Below are 22650 nucleotides of genomic sequence, written 5' to 3'. Positions count from 1 at the left end.
CGAATGTTTTTTAAATAATTCATAATTCTATTGTGCGCTGATTGATTAGGATTTCTCCCAGTCTTCCTCGAACAATCTCATCCAGTTATTTCCTAATATTCCTCTGGTTTCTGCTTCGTTGAAGCCGCGCTCGATGAGTCTTGTTCCCAGCTCATCCACAGTGTGGGCCGTCCGAATCGGTGAAGGATATTCGAAAGGCGGTTTGTGGTAATCCTTCTCGTTCCAAAGTCCTGAAGATAGCTTTTTTTCATACTCTTCTATATCCATCTCGCAGTAATCTAGCCCCAGGCCGAGGATCTTTGTATCTCCTACCAGATCTGCGATGTAAACAGCATGGTCGATCATTTCATCGATAGTTGGGTGTTCTGAACTCGAAATGAAGGCAGGGTATGCGTTGATGCCAATCACCCCCTGGCTCTCTGATATTCCTGTTATGACCTCGTCCGGCAAGTTCCTTGGATGGAAGTGAACTCCAGTCGCATTTGAATGCGTGGCTACTACCGGTTGATTCGATTCCTCGATGACGTCCATTGACGTTTTCCACCCAGTATGCGAAACGTCAACCGTTACGCCAGTTCGGTTCATCACTGATATAGCCTTGGCGCCCAGCCGGGTTAAACCTCCGTCTTTGGGCTCTTCGCACCCATCGCCCATTGGGTTTCGACGGTTATAAGCTATTCCCATAACTCGCACGCCCAAGCGGTGAAACACTTCAATGAGTTCGGGGTCATATCCCAGTTCCTCTGTCCCTTGGAACTGCAGGTACAGTGCTAATTTTGCCTCCTCTTTCGCTCTCACAATATCTTTTGTTGTTGAGACCAGCATTAGTCGCGAATCCTGTCTGACAAGTTCATAGGCTCGACTTATCTTTGAAATAGTAGATGTCAAGGAGCCTGTCCCGCCGATGCTTACTGCGCAGGCGCTGAACCCTCCGACAAGCCAGTCCTCGTAATGTGATAACCACGTATCTCCCGGACATGTACCGTCAATCTTCACATTCGTGTCCATCTAATCCTCCACAAAGCTGGCCTGCCGTTCAGGGGTGAGGTGTACAACCTTACATATGACATTAGAACCTCTCCGAGTGCCTGTCAATTCAAAAAAGCGAATCTATTGCTGCTTGTGGCGTGTACCACTGTCCAGTCTGCTTGAGTGCTCAAACCTAGTCTTCAACCCAATACAGTTCTCTCAGGTGCGGCAGTATCCCTAAGGCTCGAAGGGTGGTGGTCAGGGAGAAGTGTCCTCGGTCCTGCACCTGATCTTCTGTCGCCTGAGCATGTAAGCCGCTTCGTGGTCTTCTTTGGGTTCCTGTTCAATGGCTACTCAGCAACGTGCAGTTCTCTCCCCGGTGCCCTGGAACGCGGGCTCAGAGTGGCGTTCCCGAGTGGAAGGATGTCTTGGCGGCTTTTTCCAGCTGGCAGTCACCCATTGGCGAAGATGCAGTCTGAAAGCTCGGCAATACATCTGACGCTTCCAAATCAGCGAACAGAAGAGGTCTTGTAGATCCACTCTCTTCTTTTCCCCGCGCCCATAACTGAGACGCGTGACCTAGGTGCTGCAACGTTAGTTCGTATGCCTTTTGTTCGTCGCCAGACTCAAGGTGGTCTAGGAGCAGCATATGTTCTAAGGAAGATTCGTGAAGTGTTCCTTCCACCACAAGCGAACGAAGTGCGCGTAAGCGTGTCCGACCACGCAATCGAGTACAGATTTGTTCTAGTTGGGTGTTTCGGGTGTACTGCAAAAGAGCGGCATGAAAATCGCGGTCCAATGTCAAGTAGCTGCGCAGGTCTCCTCTAGCGCCTGCCTTGATAAGTTCATCCGCTTTCTCTCGCAACAAGGGAAAATCGCTCTTAGGAATGCGGCCGGTGATAGCCCGGACAGCAGGTGCCTCCAAAAGCTGGCGAACTGCTATTATTTCACGGAGGTCCTTGTCGGTGACCTCAGTCACTCTGAACCCCTTGTTCTTGACTGACACCACCAGGCCCTCATTAACGAGATCTACCATCGCTTCACGGACCGGGGTCGCTGATACGCCCAGAGGTTCTGCCAATTGGGGCGCCGAGTACAGCCTGCCCTCCTCAAGGTCTCCGACCAGAATCGCACTTCTTAGTGCTTCTGTAACAGTAGAACGTAGACTTTTTTGCTGATGGATACTAGCTAGTGGAATGTTTGAAGTCACAACCATGGGTCCCTATCGATACAGTGATTACTTGTTGATCAAAGAAGTAGTTCACGCGCGCCACACCTCTCGGGCGACCCTTAGAAAATTTTTCCCCAAAATCTTTCGAATAGAGTCTTCATCATAGCCTCTCTTAATTAAGGCCTGGGTAAGTGTGGGCAATTTGCGTGCCTCGTCCAATCCTGATGGGTAATCCGGAATGGGCACGGGATGGATCAGTTCAGGTGCGAAATTAATAAAATCGGGACCTATACCTACGAAATCATCTCCGACTTTTTCGCAGATGTGGTCTATATGTGCTACGACGTCATCTACTGATGTCCTTTCGCCTTTTTTTCTGAGATACCAGGGGTGAAAAGCAATGCCAATCAAGCCTCGTCTGGATGCTAGTTCCTCTACCACAGAATCGCTGATATTTCGCGGATGATCACATACGCTGGTGGCATTAGAATGAGAAAATACCACCGGACGGGATGAAATTGAAAGTACATCTTCTACTCCGTAGAGAGACATGTGGGACAAGTCAATAATTATTCCTAAATCGTTCATCTCTTCGACGACTTCTACGCCGAAGCTTGTTAGACCGCCCTTAGACCTAGTTTCAAATATCCCATCGGCTATCATGTTCCTTTTATTCCACGTTAACTGGATCAGACGGATTCCGAGATCGTACAAATGTCGAAGGTTGCTTATCTTAGTTCCGACTGGATTAGCTCCTTCTAGTCCCAGAATAATACTTATATTATTTTCAGAGAAATTATATTCTATCATCTGGGAAGTCAGTGCGATCTCTACGTCATCAATGTCTTCAACTTCAGAATTAACGTATTGAATCGCCTCAATAACATCTTCCATACTCCTTCCAGATGCTAAGGTGTCTCCTCCTACTATCAAGTTAGTCCCGTTTACTCCACCCTCTAGCATTTGCGGTAACCAAATGCCCTTCATGCTACCGCGTTCACCTTGTCGCCTTCTGCGAATAAGGTCGACTGGATAATCAGAGTGCATCTCGAATACTAGGCTGTCTTTATGTATTTTGGTGCTATGCATAGCTCTTGCCAAATCTCTCCTCAATAAACTCAATCTAATTCTCACCTGATGATGAGATTTTCAGTATCTCTTCTAATTTGCTGGGCCGCCTTCGGAGGCAACGGGCTCCGGGGAGGACGGCAGGACCCGCCGAAGCGGCCTGCGATGTCCATAGACAGCTTGATGGCCTGTACGAACTCTGTCTTAGAGTCCCAGCGCAGTAGGGAGTGCAGATTCCGGTAGATCTCCCGGGCCCGAGGGATGTCCTCGACCTTGCCGGAGGTGGAGAGCCGGTAGAGCTCGATGGTGGACTCCGGGATGGCGTTCGGATAGCCGGCCACCCAGCCGACGGCGCCGGCGATCCCCATCTCCAGAACGATGTCGTCAGTGCCGATGAGCAGGTCGACCTCCGGGGCGAGCTCTTTGATCTGGTAGGCCCGCCGCACATCGCCGCTGAACTCCTTGACGCCCACGACCCCGCTCTCGTGATGGATGCGGGCGATCAGGTCCGGAGTCAGGTCTACCTTGGTGTCGATGGGGTTGTTGTAGGCGATGATCGGCAACCCGGCCAGAGCGGCGTAAGCGTAGTGGTCCACGACCTCCTGGTCGTTGGCGCGGTAGGAGTTTGGGGGAAGCAGCATGATGCAATCCGCGCCGGCCTCGGCTGCCTGCTCGGCCCACTGCAGGGACTGCAGCCCTGAGTAGGCGCCGCAGCCGGCCATCACGGTGAAGCCCTCCGGGGCTGCCTGCACGGCAGTCTCGATGACCTTGGCGCGCTCAACCTCACTCAGGGACTGGTACTCCCCCAGGGAGCCGTTGGGCGCGACGCCGTCGCAGCCGGTAGCTGCCAGCCACTGCACGTGTTCGGCGAAGCGGTCGTAGTCGACGGTGAGGCCCTCGGTGTAGGGAAGGGCGGTGGCGACGACGACGCCATGCCAGGGGTTGGACTCACTCATGTAGGGGCTCTCCTTGATGCGATGGTTGGGGTCGGTAGGTCAGGACTCCATTCTTTAATACAATTTTACTAGTGTCAACTGTAACATTGTACTGATACGTTGAGGGGATGATTGAGACATCCGCTTCCACAGGTCAGTACTCCCTCCTCACCGGGGCGTCGGTTCCAGGACAGGACGACGCATTATGCGCTATCGATCCCACCTCCAACCATGAAATCCGGCCGTCGTTCACCACGCTGTCTGCCGTGCAGGTGGAAGCTGCCACGGTGGCGGCCGCCGAAGCCTTCCCCCGCCTATCGCGCGCTGGCCCCCGAGGCGCATGCTACGTTTCTGCACAGCGCAGCTCAGAACATTGAGAACCGCGGCGAGGAGATCATCACCACCGCGATGACCGAGACCGGGCTGGCCCACAGGAGTAGATGTAGGAGATGCCATCGTCCACGGCGGCCCATTCCCCGCCACCTCCGAAGCCCGCTCCACCTCCGTGGGCACAGGCGCAGTTGATCGCTGGCTACGACCTGTGGCGTATCAGAACCTCCCCGAACCCCTCCAGCCCCAAGCTGTTCAGGAGTCCAACCCTTGGGGTCTCATCCGTCGGATAGACGGCAAGTACACGCTGCCGAGCTGACCCCGTAGCGACTTACCGTCCCACCGCGTAGCCCTGGGCGCCGCGGGGGTTGGCCGCCGCGCGCAGCCATTCGCCGTCTCTGGCCACCGCGGAGAGCCGGCCCTCGGTCCAGCCTCCGCCGATCTTTAGATCATGGCCGCGGTGCGCGAGCTCCTTCAACACTTCCGGGGCGAAGCGGTCCTCGATCATCACCTGCGCAGGGAAGGATTCCCTCGGGTAGAAGGAGCTGGGCACATGGGTGGAGTGGAACGCCGGGGCGTCAATGGCCTCCTGTAGGTTCATCCCGCCGTGGACCAGGTTCAGGAACAGCTGCAGATTCCACTGGTCCTGCGAGTCACCTCCTGGAGTGCCGAAGGCCAGCCACGGTGTGCCGTCGCGCAGCGCGAAGGACGGGGTCAGCGTGGTCCGCGGCCTCGCGCCGGGGCGCAGCGAGTTCGGCAGACCTTCCTGCAGCCAGAACATCTGGGCGCGCGAGCTCAGGCAGAACCCGAGCTCGGGAATGGTCGGAGAGGCCTGCAGCCACCCGCCGGAAGGAGTGGCGGCCACCATCATGCCCCCGGAGTCGACGACGTCGACATGGCAGGTATCACCGCGGGTCTCACCGTTGTGCGCCACTGTCGGCTCCCCCACCCCTGCGGCGACCGTGGTCTGGCTGGCCACCGGATAGTTCGGCAGCACTGGTGCCCGGCCTCCGGGGGAGCCGGGCAGCAGGGCCGTGGAGGCGGCGTCGTCCTTGATCAACCCTCTGCGCTGAGCGGCATACTCGGCGCTGATCAGCTCTGTCAGCGGAACGTCGGTGAACCGTGGATCGCCGTACCAGGCCTCCCGGTCGGCAAAGGCGAGCTTGCCGGTCTCCACGATCAGATGCACCCAGTCAGCGGATCCCACAGGCACGGAGTCCAGGTCGAAGCCCTCCAGAAGGGCCAGTTGCTGCAGCATCACCGGGCCCTGGCCCCAGGGGCCGGTCTTGGCCACCGTGAAGTTCTTGTAGTCGAGCGTGACCGGTGGTTCCACCTCGGCCTGCCAGGCCGCCAGGTCCTGAGCGGTCAGCAGTCCGCGATGCCGCTGGCCGCTGGTGTCGATGAGCTCGTTCTCACGGCAGAATGCCTCGATGGCCTCGGCCACGAAGCCTGAGTACCAGGCCCGGCGGGCGGCGTCGATCTGTGCTGTGCGGTCGTCTCCGGCGGACTCGGCCTCCTCGATCAGGCGCGAATAGGTACCGGCCAGCACGGTGTTGCGGAAGCGGCTGTTCGGTGCCGGCACCTTCCCGCCGGGCAGCCAGGTGGCGGCCGAACTGGGCCACTCCTGGATGAACAGGTCCTTGACCGTCTCGATGGTGCGGCTCACCCGGCTGAGCACCGGATGCCCGTGTTCGGCGAAGCTGACCGCCGGGGCCAGCACGTCGCGCAGGCTCATGGTCCCGTGGCGCTGGAGCAGAGTCAGCCAGGCATCGAACGCGCCAGGAACCACGGCGGAGAGCAGCCCGGTGCCGGGCATGATCTCGAGCCCGAGATCCCTGAGCTTCGCCACGGTGGCCGCCTGGGGTGCGGCGCCCTGGCCGTTGATCACCTCAAGCTGCTGCTGATCCTCAGACCACACCAGGATGGGGACCTCCCCGCCGGGCCCGTTGAGGTGCGGCTCCACCACTTGGAGCACGAACCCGGAGGCCACCGCGGCGTCGGCGGCGTTGCCTCCGCGCTCCAGGATGCTCATGCCGGCCTGGGAGGCCAGCCAGTGGGTGGAGGCGACCATTCCGAAGTCGCCGAGAAGTTCAGGACGTGTCGACTCAAGCACTTTCGCTCGCTTTCTGTTGGTGTCCTTTGACTGCGGGCCGGGATCAACTCGACATCAGCGGTGAGCCTTAGCCCGGGCCACGGGGTCGGCCCTGCCTGACGTCGAAACGACCATGGACCCAGTAGTACACCACTACCCCGCAGAGGGCGATGCCCGCCGATATCGCATACATGGGACGGTAGCCGAAATTCTCCACCAGGGGGCCGAGCAGGAAGGGCGCGACGGCGAACCCCACATCCATCAGGATGAACGAGGTGGATATTCCAATGCTGGTGCGGTGCGGCGACAGCTTGGCGGCGATAATCGCCTGAACCGACGGCAGCAGAGACCCGAATCCGAACCCCAGCAGCAGCCCGGCGGCCAGCACCACCGGCGCATTGGGTGCCCAGGCAATCAGCGCCAGCGCTGCGCAGAATGCCACCAGTACCGGGTACACCACAGCGTTATCCCCATAACGGTCCTGCAGTCGGCCCACGGTCAGACGGGAGAGCAGCACCATCGAGGCATACACCACGAAGAAGACTGAGGCTGTGTCCACCATGCCCATCGATTGGGCGTAGCCGTTGAGGAACGTGATGATCCCGGAGAAAGCGACCCCGGAGATCAGCATGACAAGTGCGATCGGAGCAGCTTGGGGCTCGATGATCTCGCCGGGCCGCAGACTCAGATGGTGACGGATCCGGCCCTTCGGCCTATTCTCGGGCAGGCGGATGATGACCGCCGCGAGCAGAGCGATCCCGGCCACGCCGCTGGCGGCCAGAAAGACTGCGTCGAAGCCGAAGCGCTGGCTCAGCTGGATGGCCGCAAGTGGCCCGATAGCATGCGGCAGCGAGTTGGCCACCAGGTAATATCCTGCGCCCTCACCGCGCCGCGTAGAGGGGATGAGGTCGAACACGCCGGCGTTCAGTGCGGACTGGCCGAAGCCGATCGACGCGCCATGGAGCACCCGCAGCGCAATGAGCGACTCGTAGGAGTCCACCCAGAAGTAGCCGGTGGAGGCGCCGGCGTAGATGATCATGCACACCACCAGGGTGCGCTTGCGGCCTAGCACATTGGCGTACTTGCCGGCCACCATTCGGGCGCACAGAGCACCGATGACGAACGCGGAGGCCGCAAACCCTGCCGCGGTCTCCCCGGAGCCGAACTCCACCGCGGCGTAGACCGCCATGGTGGTGATGAGGATGAACCACACAGTGGCGGTGAACATGTTGACCGAGATGCCCAGGAGAAAGTTACGGGTGAACAGCGGCTCGGGCCCGGGAGTCTGATGCTGTTCACCCTGACTCACCCCGCACGCCTCCATATAGTTCGCACACTCAACAAAATACTCTGTTGAGCATACTCCTGCCCGGCCCGGCGTGGACGCCACTCTGCGGGCTGAGTTTTCCCCAGCGGCCTGGTGCCGAAAACCGACACTCCGCCCTCTCCACAGAACCTCTCTCTTCTGCCTCACGCCAACCGAGAACCGGTGAGGGTGGAATCAGCTCTTGCTGTCCGGCAAGCGGCATTCCAACGGAATAAAGGAGAACACCATGAGTGATCGGCAGAGAGATTGCTCCCTCGGCACCCTGCATCAGGAGGAGGACGGGCTGGCCACTGCCGAATACGGCATTGTCATGCTGGCCGCGGTCGCCTTCGCGGGGCTGCTCACCGCCATCCTCACCTCGGATACGGTCCGTGGGTGGCTGGAGGCGATTGTGCAGCAGGCCCTGGGTGCGTAGCTGAGACAGGCAGGCGCACGATGAGGACACATGACGACGACGCAGCCTCCCATCCGGAGCGAGGCTCGGTCACTGCTGAGTTCGCACTGGCGATCCCCGGGGTGATCTTGGTGCTGCTGCTGGTGATGTCACTGGCCATGCAGTCAGCCGCCCGGGTTGCCCTGGAGGATGGGGCTCGCGCTGCGGCCAGGGAACTGGCCCGCGGTGAGGCCGCTGCTGTCGCGGAGCAGACCGCCCGGGACACTGCTGGGGCACAGGTGGAAGTCTCCATCTCCGCTGATGGTCAGTACTCCCAGGTGGTGCTCACCCAACCGGTTGAAGTGCTCGGTCTGATCGAGCTCAGCACCCAGCAGCGGGCTGAGGCTCTGACCCGGACTGAGCATCTGGCAGAGCTCGGTGGCTCGCCGTGAAGCCTCATCACCCACAGGACGAACGGGGCTCCGGCACAGTAGTGGCTGTCGGGATCATTGCGGTGCTCATCGTGCTGCTTGCGCTAGTCGCTCTCTTGGGGGCAGCGGCGGCGGCCAAGACCCAGGCAGCGCGCGCTGCCGACCTGGCAGCCCTGGCCGCCGCCGACACCGCTCGCGGGATGAACACAGGCGATCCCTGCACGGTGGCCGAGGAAGTGGCCGCGCGTAACAACGCTGTGCTGCAGAAGTGCTCAGTGGGAGGTGACTACCCCACCGAGGTGACGGTGACTGTCAGCCGGGACAGCGACGTCGTCGTGATCTCCCACATTCTGCCGGCCATGGCTCTGGCAGCCACCGGGACCTCCCGCGCCGGGCCTCCCGAAGCTCTTCCGGACGACTAACCCCCGTGATGCCGAAGCTGAGCCGTTCAACGGCAAGAACATCAAATACATTCGACTCTGCGTCGACTTCACGTGTGAAGAGGACGAGCTGATTGAGGCGCGCGCCCGAGAGCTGGGCGTCAACGCACTGCAGTATCTCAAGCACCTGGCGCTCAACGACGCACGCCGGGCCGCCGAAGAACGTTCTCAAGTGGCCTGAGATTTCGCCAGTAGCCTACGCGGCCTATTGGCGCGCCTCCAAGCCGAGCAGTCAGAGGCGGGGGTCCACGGGGTCGGATTCCAGCGCGAGGATGGCGAAGACCGACTGATGGACCTTCCACAGCGGCTCGCCGCCGATGAAGTCAGCGAGCGCCTGGATGCCGAGACCGTGCTCACGCTGAGCCATCTGCCGTTTCTTCCCCAGTTTCCGGCGGCGCAGCAGGTCCAAGGAGTCGGTGTAGTCGGGACCGTAGATGATTCGCAGGTACTCACGGCCGCGAACCTTCAGCCCGGGCTGGACCCTGCGCTGAGCAACATCGGCGGGTTTGACGACCATGCCCTCACCCCCGGAAACGGTGAGATCCGCCCACCATTGAGCGGCCGCTTCCCATTCTGCCGGTGATGCCAGGTCCACGTACCGGTGGCGGGTGGCAGTGATGAGCGGGTGGTCGAGCTGTGCCAGCTGCTCCATGTGCCAGGCGTTGGACTTGGTCAACGTATGGACCTCTCCCTCTGAGGCGAGGACCTGGAACGGTGCCAGCGTCACGCCGGTCAGCCCATCGGCAGGTGCGCAGTAGCGGGCGTAGGCATCTCGGAAGGCCCATGCGTTCTGCAGCCGCTGAGCCACTGCATCACGGAGCTGCCCGAGGTCATGCAGCGGCCCGGCCCCGAATCCCCTTGCCGCCGCCTGGTCCAGCAGAGACACCGCCGCCGGCAGAGCGGCGCCTGCCGCCGCACCAACAGCGGCGTACTGGTGCTTGATGAGCTCCTCAGCCTTGGCCGACCACGGAAGCAGCTCACAGTCCAGCATCAGCCAGTCGCTCTCCAGCGATTCCAGCAACGGCGCCACCGCATCCCGCAGGCCCTCCACCAGAGGCGTGACGTCCTCGAAGAACTGGCGGCCGGTACGGGTGTAGATCATCCCGGCGAAGCCGTCATCGATGCCGAAACGTCGCTGAGCCGCCGCAGCGTCCTTGGCGATGACAGCAATCGCCCGCGAGCCCATGTGCTTCTCCTGGCAGACCACACGTTGGACTCCCCATGAGGCGTAGTCTTCGAACGCCTGCTCCGGGCGCTCCAGGTGCTCCCCCACCGCGGTGGCGGGAACCGGTGACATGGTCGGCGGCAGGTACACCAGCCAGCGGGGATCGACGGCATACCGGCTCATCACTTCCAGTGCCGCCGCCGCGTTCTGCTCGGGAATCTTCACCTTTCCGGCATGTTCGGTCTGCAGCCACCGCTGGCCGATCACATCGGTGATCTTCAGGGCCGAACCAGCACGCCCGCCGGCCACCGGCCCGATGGGGCGAGGCGGTGGGTACCACTGCCGCTGGGCCGGCACCGAGACGATCTGCTGCTCCGGGTACCGCAGGGAGCTCAGCTCCCCGCCGAAGACCGCGCCAGTGTCCAGACACATGGTGTTGTTCACCCACTCGGCCGCGGTGACCGGGGTGTGCCCGTAGACCACCGTAGCTCCGCCGCGGTAATCGGTCTGCCAGGCACCCCGTACCGGCAGACCGTCCTGATCCTTCTGCCCGGTGGTCTCCCCGTTGAGCGCAAAATCGCGCACTCTGCGCGAGGTGCGCCCGTGGTACTTCTCCTTGAGCCCGGCATGGGCCACCACCAGCCGACCCTCGTCGAGCACATAGTGGCTGATGAGCCCATCCATGAACTCCAAGGCGTCCCGACGGAACCGCTCGTCCTCGGCTTCCAGCTGCTCCAGCGACTCGGCAAGCCCGTGGTTCACGGTGACCCTCTTGCCGCGCAGGGCCCGCACCAGCTTGGCCTCATGGTTTCCGGCCACACAGAGCGCGGAACCCGAGCTCACCATACCCATGACCAGGCGCAGCACCCCCGGAGTGTCTGGGCCGCGGTCCACCAAGTCGCCCACGAACACTGCGGTGCGCCGCTGGGGGTGGGCGGCACCGACGGCTCTTCCGGCGTCGTCGTACTCAAGCTCCCAGCCCAGCTTCAGCAGCAGGCTGCTCAGCTCACAGGCGCAGCCGTGCACATCACCGATCAGGTCGAAGGGGCCGGTCAGTTCTGTGCGGTCGTTCCAGGGTTGCTCGCGGACGATCCGGGCCGCATCGATCTCCTCGGGACCGTTCAGGAGATGGACGCGCCGGAAGCCCTCCTTCTTGATCCGCTTCAGCGAGCGCCGCAGATCCTGGGCCTGCCGCTTGACCGTTCCGGGTCCGAGGTTCCGGTCAGCACGTTCGAGGTTGCGCTGGACAGCCACACTGTCCGGGACCTCCAGTACCACCGCGTCGATGAGCACATCGTGCTCCCTGCCCACCTCGATCAGGGCGGCACGAGCTGAGGGCTGCACATTGGTGGCATCCACCACGGTGAGCAGTCCGCGCCGCAGCCGTGTGTCCACAATGTACTGGAGCACGTCGTAAGCGTCCGGGGTGGCGGATTGGTCCGTCTGGTCATCGGAGACGATCCCCCGGCACCAGTCGCTGGAGATCACCTCGGTCGGGGCGAAGTGCTGTGCAGCAAACGTGGACTTCCCGCTTCCGGAGACACCCACCAGAAGGATCAGTCCGCGGGCGGGCAGCCGAAGCTCAGTCATCCTGCACTCCTGCTCTGGTGAATACGGCCATCTGAGTCGGGCTGCCCAGCTCCTCGAGGTGCTCGCCCACGCCGCGGATCTCCGCCGCATACCCATAGGTATCGCCGACTCTCCGAACCCACTGGCTGAACTCACCACGGGTCCATTCGAAGCGGTGATCACGGTGCCGCAGCCGCACCTGGCCGCCGTAGACCACGTTGAACTCCCGATTCGGAGTGGTGACGACGACGCTTGCCGGACAGGCAGTGCCGAACACCACCTTCTCCAGTGCCGGAAGCCTGGGCAGGTCCACATGCTCGATGACTTCCATGAGGATCGCGGCGTCATATCCGCCGAGACGTTCGTCCGCATAGGTGAGCGCAGCCTGGAAGAGCTCGATGCGTTGGCGCTGCTGATCGCTCATCCGGTCAAGGTGCAGTGTCCGCCCGGCCTGCCGCAGCGCCGCGGTGGAGACGTCGCAGCCGGCAATCGTGGTGAAGATAGGGTCCTCGACCAGCCTGGCGAGCAGCGCGCCAGGTCCGCATCCTAAGTCGATGACACGGTGCACGCCGAGCTCTCGCAGCACATCCAGCACCGCCTGCTGTCGCTGAACGTTCAGCGGGGTTCTCCCTGGAGGCGGCTCGGGCAGCTCCTCGAACGGCTCGTCTTCAGGCGAGCTGGCGTCGTCGAGCTCTCGGAGCCGCTGCTGGGCGGCGTCGAGGAGCCTGCGGGAGCGTCCAAGGTACCTGCGGGTGATCAGCTCGCGCTCGGGGTGCTCGGCGAGCCAGCCGGTGCCTGCGCTTATGAGCTTGTCCACCTCCTCCGGGCTCTGCCAGTAGTGCTTGGACTCATCCAGCGCCGGGAGCAGGACGTAGAGCTGGTTGAGCGCTTCGGCGAGCCTCTGCGTTCCGGTCAGCCTGAGACCGATGTAGCGGGAATCGCCCCATTCGGGGAACTCAGGGTCCAGCGGAACGGGCACTGCCTGAACGCTCCAACCCAGTGGTTCGAAGATCCGCTGGGTGATCTCCGCACCTCCGCGGCAGGGCAGTGCCGGGACGGAGATCTCCAACGCAATGGCGGAGTCGGCAAGGTCCTGAAGCGTGTCGCACCGCCCGCTGCGGGCGGTGGAGAAGACCTTGCCCAAGGCCACGGCAAGCAACGACGACGCCGCATAGGACCGGTCATTCACATACTGCGCCAAACTGAAGTCAACGCGGTTCTTGTCCAGGGTCCTGGCCAGCCTGACGGGGTCAACCTGGAGCATCAGCGCAGCTGTGCAGCGCTCCTGGCCGGCCTCAGGGTAGAACACCGTGGCGGTGCCGAAGGACTGCGGGAACTCCTGGACCCGGTCGGGATGCTTGTGCAGCAGGAATCCCAGGTCCGTGGCCGGAGCGTGCGTGGTAGTGATCGTCAGCAGCATGGTCTCAGTATCTCGCTCATCTGCGGAAACATGGCCGGGCGCTTGAGCCGGAATCAGTCACCGGCCCAGCGGACCTCGATGCCGAGGTGCTGGGCGGCACCGCACATGGTCTTGTCGGCGGTGATCAGAACATCGGCACCGACCTTCATGCAGGAGGCGAGGTGAAGAGCGTCCAGGCTCTTGACATGGACATCGATGTCGAAGGCCAGCTGGAAGTCCTCCTCGTCGAACCCTGCCATCTCCAGGTAATCGAGCTCCTTCTGGAATTCGCTCCACTGCCTGCCTGTACGGACTTGAACCCTGCGTACCTCGAGCGTCAGCAGCTGGGACGAGATAAGCCGCCGACCATCGGACTTTACCCACTCTCGCTGTCGCGCTACCGCGCCACTGAGGTCCTGGTCCAGGACACTTCGGAGAAAGGCTGACGTGTCGATGTAGATCATCGTTCCTCACCCCAGTCGGCACGGAGTTCGTGCATCAGCTCGTCGAAGTCGCCCTCGTACTTCATAATGGGGCCGGGAAATCCCCTTCGTGTGGCCGGACGAATCTTCCCGGCAGCCTTCAACCGCTCATACGGTGTCTCGGGCGCGGGGCTGATCATGAACGACGTGCCGCCGCGGCCGTTGCCGGGTGTGATCAGCACCGGCTCGCCGCTCTCTTCGATCTCGCGAAGGATCCGGCCACTGTGTTGGTTCAGCTCACGTTTGCTGTAGGTCTTCATGGGATGATGCCTTTCCTGGGGCATCTCCAGGATAGATCTATTGTAGAACATTCTCTACATCTCCTTTCGTCCTTCCTTCTGGTTCACATTCCCAGGGCTTCGGGGAGCATGCTGACCACCACAGGCACTACTCCGAGCAGGATGAAGGCGGGGAGGAAGCAGGCGCCCAGCGGCAGCATCATGCTGACACCGAGCTTCTCCGCCGCAGCCTCTGCGGTGTGCCTGCGCTCGGCGCGGGCGCGCGTGGCAGCAGCCTGCAGCATCCGCGCACTCGGCGCTCCGGTGGTGTAGGCGAAGCTGAGATGGTCGCAGAACTCGCGCAAGGGCGGATGCTCGGAGACCAGCTCTGCCGCCTGGTCCCATGAGGCCCCCGCCGCCAGGGACCGGTGCACACCGGCCAACGGCTCGGCTCCCGGCACAGCTTTGGCCAGCCGCAGGAGGCTTGCTTCAATACCGACCCCTGCGGAGAGCAGGGCGGCGGTGAGGTCCAGCAGTGCAGCGGCCTCGGCGTCGCCGGCCACGCGGCCCTGCGGACGACACCGCCAACGCGCCGGAACGCACCAAAGCCGGGTTCTTCCTGACCGCGTCTGATGGGGAACCGCCGGCAGCAGCAACATCACCGCCGCGCCCGCCGCGAGCGCGGCCCCAAGGGTCAGCAGGTTAGGCATGCCGCATCACTGACTGGATCATTCGGCGGCTCCAGAGGCTTCCAGCGCCCAGGAACAGCAGCCCTACAGCCAGGCAGATCAGCCCCAGACCCCCACCGAACAGCATGGCGAGAGGATCAGCCCCCATGGTTTGGCCCAGGGCCAGCCCACCGACCGGAAGCAGGCTGAGGATCAGCTGCGTGAGCTTGGGACCGGCGGTGGCGGTCTGGACTGCTGCCGCAAGCTCTGCGGAGTCGTCCACAGAGGAGGCAAGCTGCTCGACCAGTTCTGACAATGGGGCGCCCGTCTGTTCGGAGAGCCTGGTCACGCCCACCAGCCGGGTGAGCAGCCTGGTCAGTTCCGGGTCCCGGTCAGACTCAGCGGCCAGGCAGCGGCGCAGCCCCTCCGCTGTCCCCGCACCGGCTGCCTCGGCGGCTGCGACCTGGGCGCAGAGCTTGGTCAATTGGTGATCCGGAGCTCTGCGGCGCCAGGTCTCCCGCAGATCAGTCCAGGCCTGGGCCTCACCACGTCCGGACATCAGAAGTGCGGCAAACTGCCGAAGCAGCTCTGCCGCCTCCTTCCGGGTCTCCGCCGGACGCGCCTGGACACGTTCCCGGACCAGCAGCGGCAGTCGGCTGAAGAAGCTCACGGCGCGCCGAAGGCTCGTGGTCGCCTCACGCAACGCCGGAACGAGCAGAAGCACACAAGCGGCCGCACAGACGAAAGCCAACAGCCCCAGGAACAGGCTCATCCCAACAGCTCCTCCCAGGCAGGTCCACGCTCCAGGCCTGCGGCGCCGATGGTGAGCGCCGGCACCATGGTGAGCCTGCCGTCGTCGTACCTCAGCGCGGCAAGTGCGGTGGGCATTCGTTTCCCCTCACGGCGCTCCACGTGGATCACAGCGTCCAATGCGGCCGCAGCCTGGACCGCGACCGTCTCCGGGGTGAGACCGGCAAGTGCGCCCATGGCGATCAGCCGTGCCGGCACCGCCTGAGGTGAATTCGCGTGCACTGTCCCGCCGGCCCCGGCATGACCGGTGTTCATCGCGGTGAGAAAGTCCCGCAGCTCAGCTCCCCGGCATTCACCGACGATCAGCCGGTCTGGCCGCATGCGCAGGGTCTCGCGCACCAGCTGTCCCATCTCCACTCGGCCAGCACCCTCCACGTTGCCGCCACGGCCTTGCAGGTGCATGGCATGGGGGTGGTCCGGGATCAGCTCAGTGGTGTCCTCGACCACCAGGATGCGTTCAGTGCTGGGCACCTGGCTGAGCATGGCGGCCAGCAGAGCGGTCTTGCCGGATCCGGTCGCCCCGGACACCAGGTAGTTCCTGCCCCGGGCCACCAGTCCTTTCAGCGCCCGCACCCACTGGTCAGCGCCCTTCCACTGCTGGGCCAGCTGCTCCAAACCAGCCGTGGAGCTGCGAGCCACCCTCAGTGAGATCATGGTGCCCTCCACCGCGATGGGCGGGATGACTGCGTGGATCCGGCAGTTGCCGATTCTGCCGTCTGAGCAGGGATGCCCCTCGTCGAGCCTGCCGCCGGCGATCGAGATGAGCCTGCGTGCCAGTGTGCGAGCCTGCTCCTCAGAGCCGATCCGCTGCCCGGTGTCGACCAGCCCGTCTTCGCCGTCAGTCCAGATTCTTCCGGTGCCGTCGAGCACCACATCGGTGACTCCGGCCGCGTCGACGAACTGCTGCAGCGGACCGAGACCCACCAGCTCATCACGCAGGGTCTTGACCAGCTGCGCCGTCGTACCTGAGCCCAGGGCAAGCCCTTCGGCCCGGACGGCTTCAGCGATCCGCTCGGCGGTGACCGGCTCCGACGAAGAAGTCAGCCGTTCACGAACGGCCTCCAGCTGCTCTTCACGCATTGACGACACCCACCGCATGCAGGAGATCTGCGATGAGCCGCGCGCCACGTCTGTTGCGCAGCAGACCGTAGGCCTCCGAGATGTCGTCGCTGCGGGCCAGCCATTTCTGCACCGCCAAGTCTGCGACGACCGGCACGCCGAGGGCATCCTGCATCTCCGCAGCACCCCATCCAGGCTCTGCCCCGCCGTTGATCACCAGACGAGATCTTCTCTGCGGCGCCGAGCTGATCATCTCTGCGGCAGCAGCGGCACCCCGGCGGGAGGCTCGGGTGACCACCAGCAGCTCATCGACGTTTTCACCGAGTCCAGTCAGTGCCTCCGTCTGCTGACCGACATCGACGACGACGGCATCGTAGGCTCTCCTGCCCGCCACGACTGCCGCATTGAGCCGGACCACCGATCGGCGCGAGGCAGGTGGTCCGGTCAGCACACCGATGCCGTCCAGCAGCGGGACCGATCCCTGAAGCTGAGCAGAGGACAGCTCCCCCTCTATGCCCTTGAGCTCCTGCCAGTCCAGCATGCCGCCGGTAAGCGTTCCTCTGCTGCGCGCGGTGCGAACCAGGTCGGAGATTCCGCTGCCCGGTGCGCTGGCGGCGTCGAGCATCAGCGGAGACTGGCCGCGAACGGCCAGCTCAGCCGCACAGAGATAGGTGAAGGTCGTAGCCCCCACACCCCCGGCGGCACCAGCGACGGCGATCACGCGCCCCTGGGCGCGGTCGAGCACCTTGGCGAAGAGATGCTCGGTCAGCCATTTCTCGGCCGCCGGCAGCGGCACTGGACTCAGGCCGGGGTTCGCCGCAACAGCAGCCCACACCGCCTCGGTGTCATGGCCGACCAGCAGACACTCATCGGCAAGCGCTGCGGTGCGCGGGGCGGTCTGGGCCGAGCAGAGCACAGCGACTGCGGCCTCAGAGACCGCATCCTCAACCTGGTTCCAGCGGAGGCGCAGCTCCAGACGGGCACCGACCACTGCGGCGATCAGCGCGATATCGTCACGCAGCCGCTGGTCCTCAGCAACCAGCAGCAGGACCGGTTCGCCCTGCGCGTTGCTTGCCGGGGGCCCTGTGGAAACCGTGGGTGCTGCCGTCCTTGTCATGGCACTCAGTGTGCTGGGATGCCGGAAGCGGCAACGGGTTGACTTTGAGATCTGTGGAGGGTCCGGCGTGTTGCGCATGAACGCCCGCCACCTGGGGAAAACCCTGGGGCCCCGAACGTCAGGGCAGAGTCGCTCGGCGCTCAGCGGCGGAATCGGCGGGGATCGATCTCCCGAGAACGGTCCCACTGCCCTGCCCAGCCCAGACGTCCCAGCATCCGGTCCAGCAGAGTGCCGGTGAACCCCCAGATGAAGAACCCCTCATTGGTATCGCGCTCGCCGAGCGGTTGAGGGCCGCCCGCAGGAGAACGCAGGAACGCCGGGGAAGGCAGGCGCGGACCCCGGTGCACCACCACGGCGGTATAGCGGTGCTCAGGCCGGGCGAGGTCAGCGACCGGGAGCTTGAGCACCCGGGAGACCTCACCGGACTGGGGGACCAGCACGCCGGGGTCCTCGGCCACGGCCACCACCGGGGTGACGTTGAAGCCGCTGATCAGGATCGGAGCCGGCGGCAGCGTCCCGAGCACCCTGAGCCGGGCCGGGTCCAGACCGGTCTCCTCCTGGGCCTCGCGCAGTGCGGTGGCCGCAGGATCTGGGTCGAAGTCCTCCGCCCCACCGCCGGGGAAGGCGATCTGCCCCGGGTGCTTGGCCAATTCCGGGCTGCGCTCGGTCAGCAGCACCTGGGGCCCGCCGGGACCGGGCCAGAACAGTGCCAGCACCGATGCTTCCCGCGACTGCGCCCCAGCCGGCTTCCGCTGGTGCACCTCAGTAGAGGGTACGCCCCACCACCACACCCCTGTGCTCGCCTCCCGGGGGTTCTGCTCGGTGTACTCGGCCCCGAGACTGACCAGGGACTCCAGCCCGGCAGTCAACTCCGGCAGGCTCTGCGGAAGATCAGCCGCGGGCTCGGCACCCGCTAGTCCCGCCGGCGGGGAGACCCGGCCAGGCACTCGGCCACGTGCAGAAGCCGCAGCCTTCGCGCCTGCTTGCCCCGGGGCGGCGTCGTCCTGTTCAGGCACTGAGCGGGTATCCTTCGGTCTGCAGCTGACTCCGGGTGTAGCCGGCCAGGAACTTCTCATGCAGCTCCTCCCGCCCCGGAGCGAGCTCGTACTTCAGCAGCTGCGCCGCGGCCTCAGCGTCGGTTTCGCCGGTCCCGTAGCTGGGGCACAGATGGGCCACCGGGCAGGCTCCGCAGGCCGGGCGCCGGGAGTGGCAGACCCGCCGGCCGTGGTAGATCAGCCGGTGGCTCAGATCCGTCCAGTCCTTAGGCTCGAACAGCTCGGCCACCTCGCGCTCGACCTTGACCGGGTCGGTCTGCTCCGTCATCCCCAGCCTGCGGGCCAGCCGGCCGAAATGGGTGTCCACCGTCAGCCCTGGCTGCCCGAAGGCATTGCCCAGCACCACGAACGCGGTCTTGCGCCCCACCCCGGGCAGCTTGACCAGCTCATCCAAGTCCCCCGGCACCTCGCCGTCGTGCTCCTGCGCCAGGGCACTGGCCAGTCCCAGCAGCGACCGGGTCTTGGCCTGGTAGAAGCCGGTAGGCCGAATGATCTCCGAAAGCTCAGCCTCTTCAGCAGCTGCCATGGCGGCGGCATCCGGATAGCGGGCGAACAGCTCCGGGGTGATCGCATTGACCCGCACATCGGTGGTCTGAGCAGAGAGCACCGTGGCGACCAGCAGCTGGAAGGGGTTCTCGAAGTCCAGCTCCGCCACCGCGTAGGGATAGGTCTCCCCCAGGATCCGGTTGACCTTGCGAACCCGCCTCTTCTTGCCCATGAGTGTCCTGTCCATCACACCCATCCTATGGTGAATCGGCCTCAGGCTGTACGCGGCCGACCTCTGAACCAGGTGCCGCTCATCTGCTGAAACCGACCGTTCATCCGTGATGCCGGTCACTCTGCGGCTCACGTCTCGCATCACAGGCCCCGACCGCGTTATTGTGAGCCTCAACACAGTTGTCTGTCCAATGGGAGGTACATCCATGACCACCGCGCCCGATAGTGAGAGCGTCCAGACATTTCCGCCGAGTCAGGCATTCGCCGACGACGCCGTGGCCACCGCAGAGAAGTACGCCGCCGCCAAGGCCGACCGGCTCGGGTACTGGGCAGAGCAGGCCAGAGGCACCCTGAGCTGGGACACAGACTTCACCGAGACCCTGGACTGGTCGGACGCGCCGTTCGCCAAGTGGTTCGTCGGCGGTGAGCTCAACGCCTCCTACAACTGCGTGGACCGGCATGTGGAGGCCGGCAACGGCAGCCGGGTGGCCCTCTACTTCGAAGGTGAGCCGGGCGACACCCGGGAGATCACCTACGCCGAGCTCAAGGACGAGGTCTCCCGCGCAGCCAACGCCTTTGAGTCGCTGGGCGTGGCCAAGGGTGACCGAGTGGCCATCTATATGCCGATGATCCCGGAGACCGTGGTGGCCATGCTGGCCTGCGCCCGGATCGGTGCGATCCACTCGGTGGTCTTCGGGGGGTTCAGCTCGGACGCTCTGCGCTCCCGGGTGGACGATGCTGAGGCCAAGCTGGTGGTCACCGCTGACGGCTCCTACCGCCGCGGCAAGCCCTCAGCGCTGAAGCCGAATGTGGATGCCGCACTCGCGTCACCGGGGCACTCGGTGGAGAACGTCGTCGTCGTCAAGCGCAACGGCGAGGAGGTGGCGTTCGACGAGAGCATCGATGTCTGGTGGCATGATCTGGTGCCCCAGCAGCCGGCCGAGCACGCCTATGTCCCGCATGACGCCGAGCATCCGCTGTTCATCCTCTACACCTCCGGCACCACCGGTAAGCCCAAGGGCATCCTGCACACCACCGGCGGCTACCTGACCCAGACCGCGGTCACCCACCGGGACAGCTTCGACCTCAAGCCGGAGCAGGACATCTACTGGTGCTCGGCCGATGTCGGCTGGGTCACCGGGCACAGCTACATCGTCTATGGGCCGATGGCCAACGGCGCGACCCAGGTGATCTACGAAGGTACCCCCGACACCCCTCACAAGGGCCGGCTGTGGGAGATCGCCCAGAAGTACAAGGTCACCCAGCTCTACACCGCGCCCACGCTGATCCGCACCTGCATGAAGTGGGGCCGCGACATTCCGGACCAGTACGATCTCTCATCGCTGCGTGTGCTGGGCACGGTGGGTGAGGCCATCAATCCCGAGGCCTGGCTCTGGTACCGCGAGGTGATCGGCGCCAACAACGGACCGGGCAAACCCGCCAAGGAGGACCCCGCCCCCATCGTGGACACCTGGTGGCAGACCGAGACCGGGGCGCATATGATCGCCCCGCTGCCCGGAGTGACCCACACCAAGCCCGGCTCAGCCCAAACACCGGTGCCCGGCATCGAGGTCGGCGTGGTGGATGAGACAGGCGAGGCACTCGGCAACGGTGAGGCCGGGCTGCTGGTGATCAAAGAGCCGTGGCCGGCCATGCTGCGCGGCATCTACAAGAACCCCGAGCGCTACAAGGACACCTACTGGTCACGGTTCGGCCACCTGTACTTCGCCGGCGACGGCGCCCGGTACGACGACGACGGCGACATCTGGCTCATGGGCCGGGTCGACGATGTGATGAACGTCTCCGGGCATCGGCTCTCCACCACCGAGATCGAATCCTCCCTGGTCGCCCACGAGGCCGTGGCCGAGGCGGCGGTGGTCGGCGCCAAGGACGCCACCACCGGCGAGGCCGTGGTCGCGTTCGTGATCCTCACCGGAGCAGCCGCGGAGCAGACCTCGGACAAAGAGGCGCTGGAGCAGGAGCTGCGGCTGCATGTGGGCAAGGAGATCGGACCAATCGCCAAGCCGCGCAATGTCCTGGTGGTGCCGGAGCTTCCGAAGACCCGATCGGGCAAGATCATGCGCCGACTCCTGAAGAACGTGGCCAACGGCGACGACGTCGGGGATGCCTCCACCCTGGCCGATCCCTCCGTGATGGAACAGATCGCCCAGGACATGCGTGCCAAGCACGGCAGCTGATCAGTGCCGGTTCCGGCGGCGGGCACATGTCCCGCCGCCTCTCGGCCGGCTCACGCCGGCCTTCACGCCTAAAGCTGGTTCCGGGGGCGCGCCTGAAGCCGGCTCGCTGACTACGCACCGAGCCTCACCTCACGGTACAGCGGCAACCATGCGCTCTCCCCCTGTTAGCTTGAGCCAGTGACCTCAGATCTGTATTCCGGCTCCGACTTCTACTGCGACGTCGCCATCCCGCACCCTGAACGGCTGGATGTGGTGCACGAGGATGAGCTGGTCCTGGCCTACCACCACACTCGCCCGTTCTGGGAGGTGCACATCGCTGTGGTGCCTAAGCGTCATATCGCATCCCTGAGTTCAGTCACCGCTGAGGACGGAGCGGATATGCGAGCACTGTTCCAGACGGTCCAGGCAGTCGCCCATGCAGTGGAGACGGAACACGGCGCAGCGGGCGTGCTCACGAATCTGGGCAACTACCAGGATTCGAAACACCTGCACATCCACGTCTACAGCGGCCCGCGGTGCTGAGGGGTAGTCTGACAAGACAGCGAGCCGGGACACCCTGGTTCGCGCAGTGACATGTGGGAAGCGAGCGAATAATGACTGAGACCGGACGGCTGCTGATTGTGCATGGGCCGAACCTCAACCTGCTCGGGACCCGTGAACCGGGGATCTACGGCACACAGAGTCTCGAGGACATCAATGAGCTGTGCCGAACGACCGCTGCCGCACGCGGCTTCGCGGTGGACACGGTGCAGTCGAACCATGAGGGCCAGCTGGTCGATACGATCCAGGCTGCCCACGGCACGGCCGAAGGCATCGTGATCAATCCGGCCGCCTACACCCACACCTCGGTGGCGATCGCCGATGCGCTGGCGGCGGTGAATCTCCCGGTGGTGGAGGTGCACCTGTCGAATGTGCACGCCCGTGAATCCTTCCGGCACCATTCCTACGTCTCCCCCCACGCCAGCGCGGTGATCGCCGGGGCGGGGGTAGCCGGCTACCGGTTCGCCGTCGAGCACCTCGCTGCGCTGCTTCGATCCTGACCGCGACCGCAGCCTGC

General features: G+C 63.7%; 22 protein-coding genes and 1 pseudogene. 7 read left to right on the top strand and 16 right to left on the bottom strand.

The features are described 5' to 3' along the window. Nucleotides 1–45: 45 nt before the first annotated feature. From DVO78_RS17090 to DVO78_RS17075, 4 genes are all read right to left on the bottom strand, one after another. Nucleotides 46–1008 (bottom strand): dipeptidase, encoded by a 963-nt coding sequence (locus DVO78_RS17090; RefSeq protein WP_120006767.1) that lies wholly within the window; start codon nucleotides 1006–1008, stop codon nucleotides 46–48. A gap of 358 nt (nucleotides 1009–1366) precedes the next feature. After that, entirely contained in the window at nucleotides 1367–2185 is an 819-nt protein-coding gene (locus tag DVO78_RS17085) for a GntR family transcriptional regulator (protein ID WP_120006765.1), read from the bottom strand. A gap of 45 nt (nucleotides 2186–2230) precedes the next feature. Continuing rightward, on the bottom strand, nucleotides 2231–3229 hold the full coding sequence (locus DVO78_RS17080; RefSeq protein ID WP_120006764.1) for a dipeptidase: 999 nt from the start codon (nucleotides 3227–3229) through the stop codon (nucleotides 2231–2233). A 41-nt stretch (nucleotides 3230–3270) separates the two neighbouring features. Continuing rightward, a complete protein-coding gene (locus tag DVO78_RS17075; RefSeq protein ID WP_120006762.1) occupies nucleotides 3271–4164 on the bottom strand; it encodes a dihydrodipicolinate synthase family protein in 894 nt (297 codons plus the stop codon). Nucleotides 4165–4564: 400 nt separating this feature from the next. Here DVO78_RS17075 and DVO78_RS18090 point away from each other — a divergent pair. Beyond that, a pseudogene (locus DVO78_RS18090) lies at nucleotides 4565–4792 on the top strand (aldehyde dehydrogenase (NADP(+))); the annotation flags it as partial. Between the two features lie 12 nt (nucleotides 4793–4804). On the opposite strand, the gene DVO78_RS17065 reads toward DVO78_RS18090, so the two are convergent. Beyond that, complete coding sequence (locus DVO78_RS17065; RefSeq protein WP_338016589.1) at nucleotides 4805–6586, bottom strand: gamma-glutamyltransferase family protein; 1782 nt, start codon at nucleotides 6584–6586, stop codon at nucleotides 4805–4807. A gap of 67 nt (nucleotides 6587–6653) precedes the next feature. Beyond that, nucleotides 6654–7874: an MFS transporter gene (locus DVO78_RS17060; RefSeq protein WP_157984114.1), complete on the bottom strand. Its 1221-nt coding sequence runs from the start codon at nucleotides 7872–7874 to the stop codon at nucleotides 6654–6656. 244 nt (nucleotides 7875–8118) lie between these two features. Between DVO78_RS17060 and DVO78_RS17055 the strand changes: the two genes are divergently transcribed. Genes DVO78_RS17055 through DVO78_RS17045 form a run of 3 tightly spaced genes read left to right on the top strand, consistent with a single transcriptional unit; the run spans nucleotide 8119 to nucleotide 9118 of the window. Then, nucleotides 8119–8307, top strand: coding sequence for a DUF4244 domain-containing protein (locus DVO78_RS17055; protein ID WP_120006756.1), 189 nt, complete (start codon nucleotides 8119–8121; stop codon nucleotides 8305–8307). A gap of 20 nt (nucleotides 8308–8327) precedes the next feature. Continuing rightward, a complete protein-coding gene (locus DVO78_RS17050; protein WP_120006754.1) occupies nucleotides 8328–8717 on the top strand; it encodes a TadE family type IV pilus minor pilin in 390 nt (129 codons plus the stop codon). Further along, nucleotides 8714–9118 (top strand): Rv3654c family TadE-like protein, encoded by a 405-nt coding sequence (locus DVO78_RS17045; protein ID WP_120006752.1) that lies wholly within the window; start codon nucleotides 8714–8716, stop codon nucleotides 9116–9118. The genes DVO78_RS17050 and DVO78_RS17045 overlap by 4 nt, the downstream gene beginning before the upstream one ends. Before the next feature lie 250 nt (nucleotides 9119–9368). On the opposite strand, the gene DVO78_RS17040 is transcribed toward DVO78_RS17045, so the two are convergent. The 10 genes from DVO78_RS17040 to nth form a co-directional block, all read right to left on the bottom strand. Next, on the bottom strand, nucleotides 9369–11891 hold the full coding sequence (locus tag DVO78_RS17040) for a polynucleotide kinase-phosphatase (protein ID WP_120006750.1): 2523 nt from the start codon (nucleotides 11889–11891) through the stop codon (nucleotides 9369–9371). Next, nucleotides 11884–13290 carry a 3' terminal RNA ribose 2'-O-methyltransferase Hen1 gene (locus tag DVO78_RS17035; protein ID WP_120006748.1) on the bottom strand — a complete coding sequence of 469 codons (1407 nt, stop codon included), beginning with the start codon at nucleotides 13288–13290 and terminating at the stop codon, nucleotides 11884–11886. Before DVO78_RS17035 ends, DVO78_RS17040 begins: the two co-directional genes overlap by 8 nt. 53 nt (nucleotides 13291–13343) lie before the next feature. Further along, on the bottom strand, nucleotides 13344–13733 hold the full coding sequence (locus DVO78_RS17030; protein WP_120006746.1) for a type II toxin-antitoxin system VapC family toxin: 390 nt from the start codon (nucleotides 13731–13733) through the stop codon (nucleotides 13344–13346). Further along, nucleotides 13730–14011 (bottom strand): type II toxin-antitoxin system Phd/YefM family antitoxin, encoded by a 282-nt coding sequence (locus DVO78_RS17025; RefSeq protein WP_157984113.1) that lies wholly within the window; start codon nucleotides 14009–14011, stop codon nucleotides 13730–13732. Before DVO78_RS17025 ends, DVO78_RS17030 begins: the two co-directional genes overlap by 4 nt. Before the next feature lie 83 nt (nucleotides 14012–14094). Further along, nucleotides 14095–14679 (bottom strand): type II secretion system F family protein, encoded by a 585-nt coding sequence (locus DVO78_RS17020; protein WP_120006742.1) that lies wholly within the window; start codon nucleotides 14677–14679, stop codon nucleotides 14095–14097. Continuing rightward, complete coding sequence (locus DVO78_RS17015; protein ID WP_120006740.1) at nucleotides 14672–15409, bottom strand: type II secretion system F family protein; 738 nt, start codon at nucleotides 15407–15409, stop codon at nucleotides 14672–14674. The genes DVO78_RS17020 and DVO78_RS17015 overlap by 8 nt, the downstream gene beginning before the upstream one ends. Next, the gene (locus DVO78_RS17010; RefSeq protein WP_157984112.1) at nucleotides 15406–16527 is read right to left on the bottom strand and encodes a TadA family conjugal transfer-associated ATPase; all 1122 of its coding nucleotides are present in this window, start codon (nucleotides 16525–16527) and stop codon (nucleotides 15406–15408) included. Before DVO78_RS17010 ends, DVO78_RS17015 begins: the two co-directional genes overlap by 4 nt. Then, nucleotides 16520–17623 (bottom strand): CpaE-like family protein, encoded by a 1104-nt coding sequence (locus DVO78_RS17655; RefSeq protein ID WP_157984111.1) that lies wholly within the window; start codon nucleotides 17621–17623, stop codon nucleotides 16520–16522. The genes DVO78_RS17010 and DVO78_RS17655 overlap by 8 nt, the downstream gene beginning before the upstream one ends. Nucleotides 17624–17763: 140 nt before the next feature. Next, nucleotides 17764–18639 carry an NUDIX hydrolase gene (locus DVO78_RS17005; RefSeq protein ID WP_157984110.1) on the bottom strand — a complete coding sequence of 292 codons (876 nt, stop codon included), beginning with the start codon at nucleotides 18637–18639 and terminating at the stop codon, nucleotides 17764–17766. Then, the gene (gene nth, locus DVO78_RS17000) at nucleotides 18632–19411 is read right to left on the bottom strand and encodes an endonuclease III (protein ID WP_120006841.1); all 780 of its coding nucleotides are present in this window, start codon (nucleotides 19409–19411) and stop codon (nucleotides 18632–18634) included. Before nth ends, DVO78_RS17005 begins: the two co-directional genes overlap by 8 nt. A 190-nt stretch (nucleotides 19412–19601) precedes the next feature. On the opposite strand from nth, the gene acs reads away from it, so the two are divergent. The 3 genes from acs to aroQ all read left to right on the top strand — a co-directional run bounded on the left by acs (nucleotide 19602) and on the right by aroQ (nucleotide 22633). After that, nucleotides 19602–21593 (top strand): acetate--CoA ligase, encoded by a 1992-nt coding sequence (acs, locus tag DVO78_RS16995; protein ID WP_238385382.1) that lies wholly within the window; start codon nucleotides 19602–19604, stop codon nucleotides 21591–21593. Nucleotides 21594–21770: 177 nt separating this feature from the next. After that, a complete protein-coding gene (locus DVO78_RS16990) occupies nucleotides 21771–22115 on the top strand; it encodes an HIT family protein (RefSeq protein WP_120006732.1) in 345 nt (114 codons plus the stop codon). Between the two features lie 71 nt (nucleotides 22116–22186). Then, nucleotides 22187–22633 (top strand): type II 3-dehydroquinate dehydratase, encoded by a 447-nt coding sequence (gene aroQ, locus DVO78_RS16985; RefSeq protein WP_120006730.1) that lies wholly within the window; start codon nucleotides 22187–22189, stop codon nucleotides 22631–22633. The last annotated feature ends 17 nt before the right edge of the window (nucleotides 22634–22650 follow it).

This window comes from Nesterenkonia muleiensis, assembly GCF_003600155.1.
GTDB lineage: Bacteria > Actinomycetota > Actinomycetes > Actinomycetales > Micrococcaceae > Nesterenkonia > Nesterenkonia muleiensis.
Note: the sequence above shows the minus strand (reverse complement) of the source record. Positions and strands in the feature narration are given on the sequence as shown.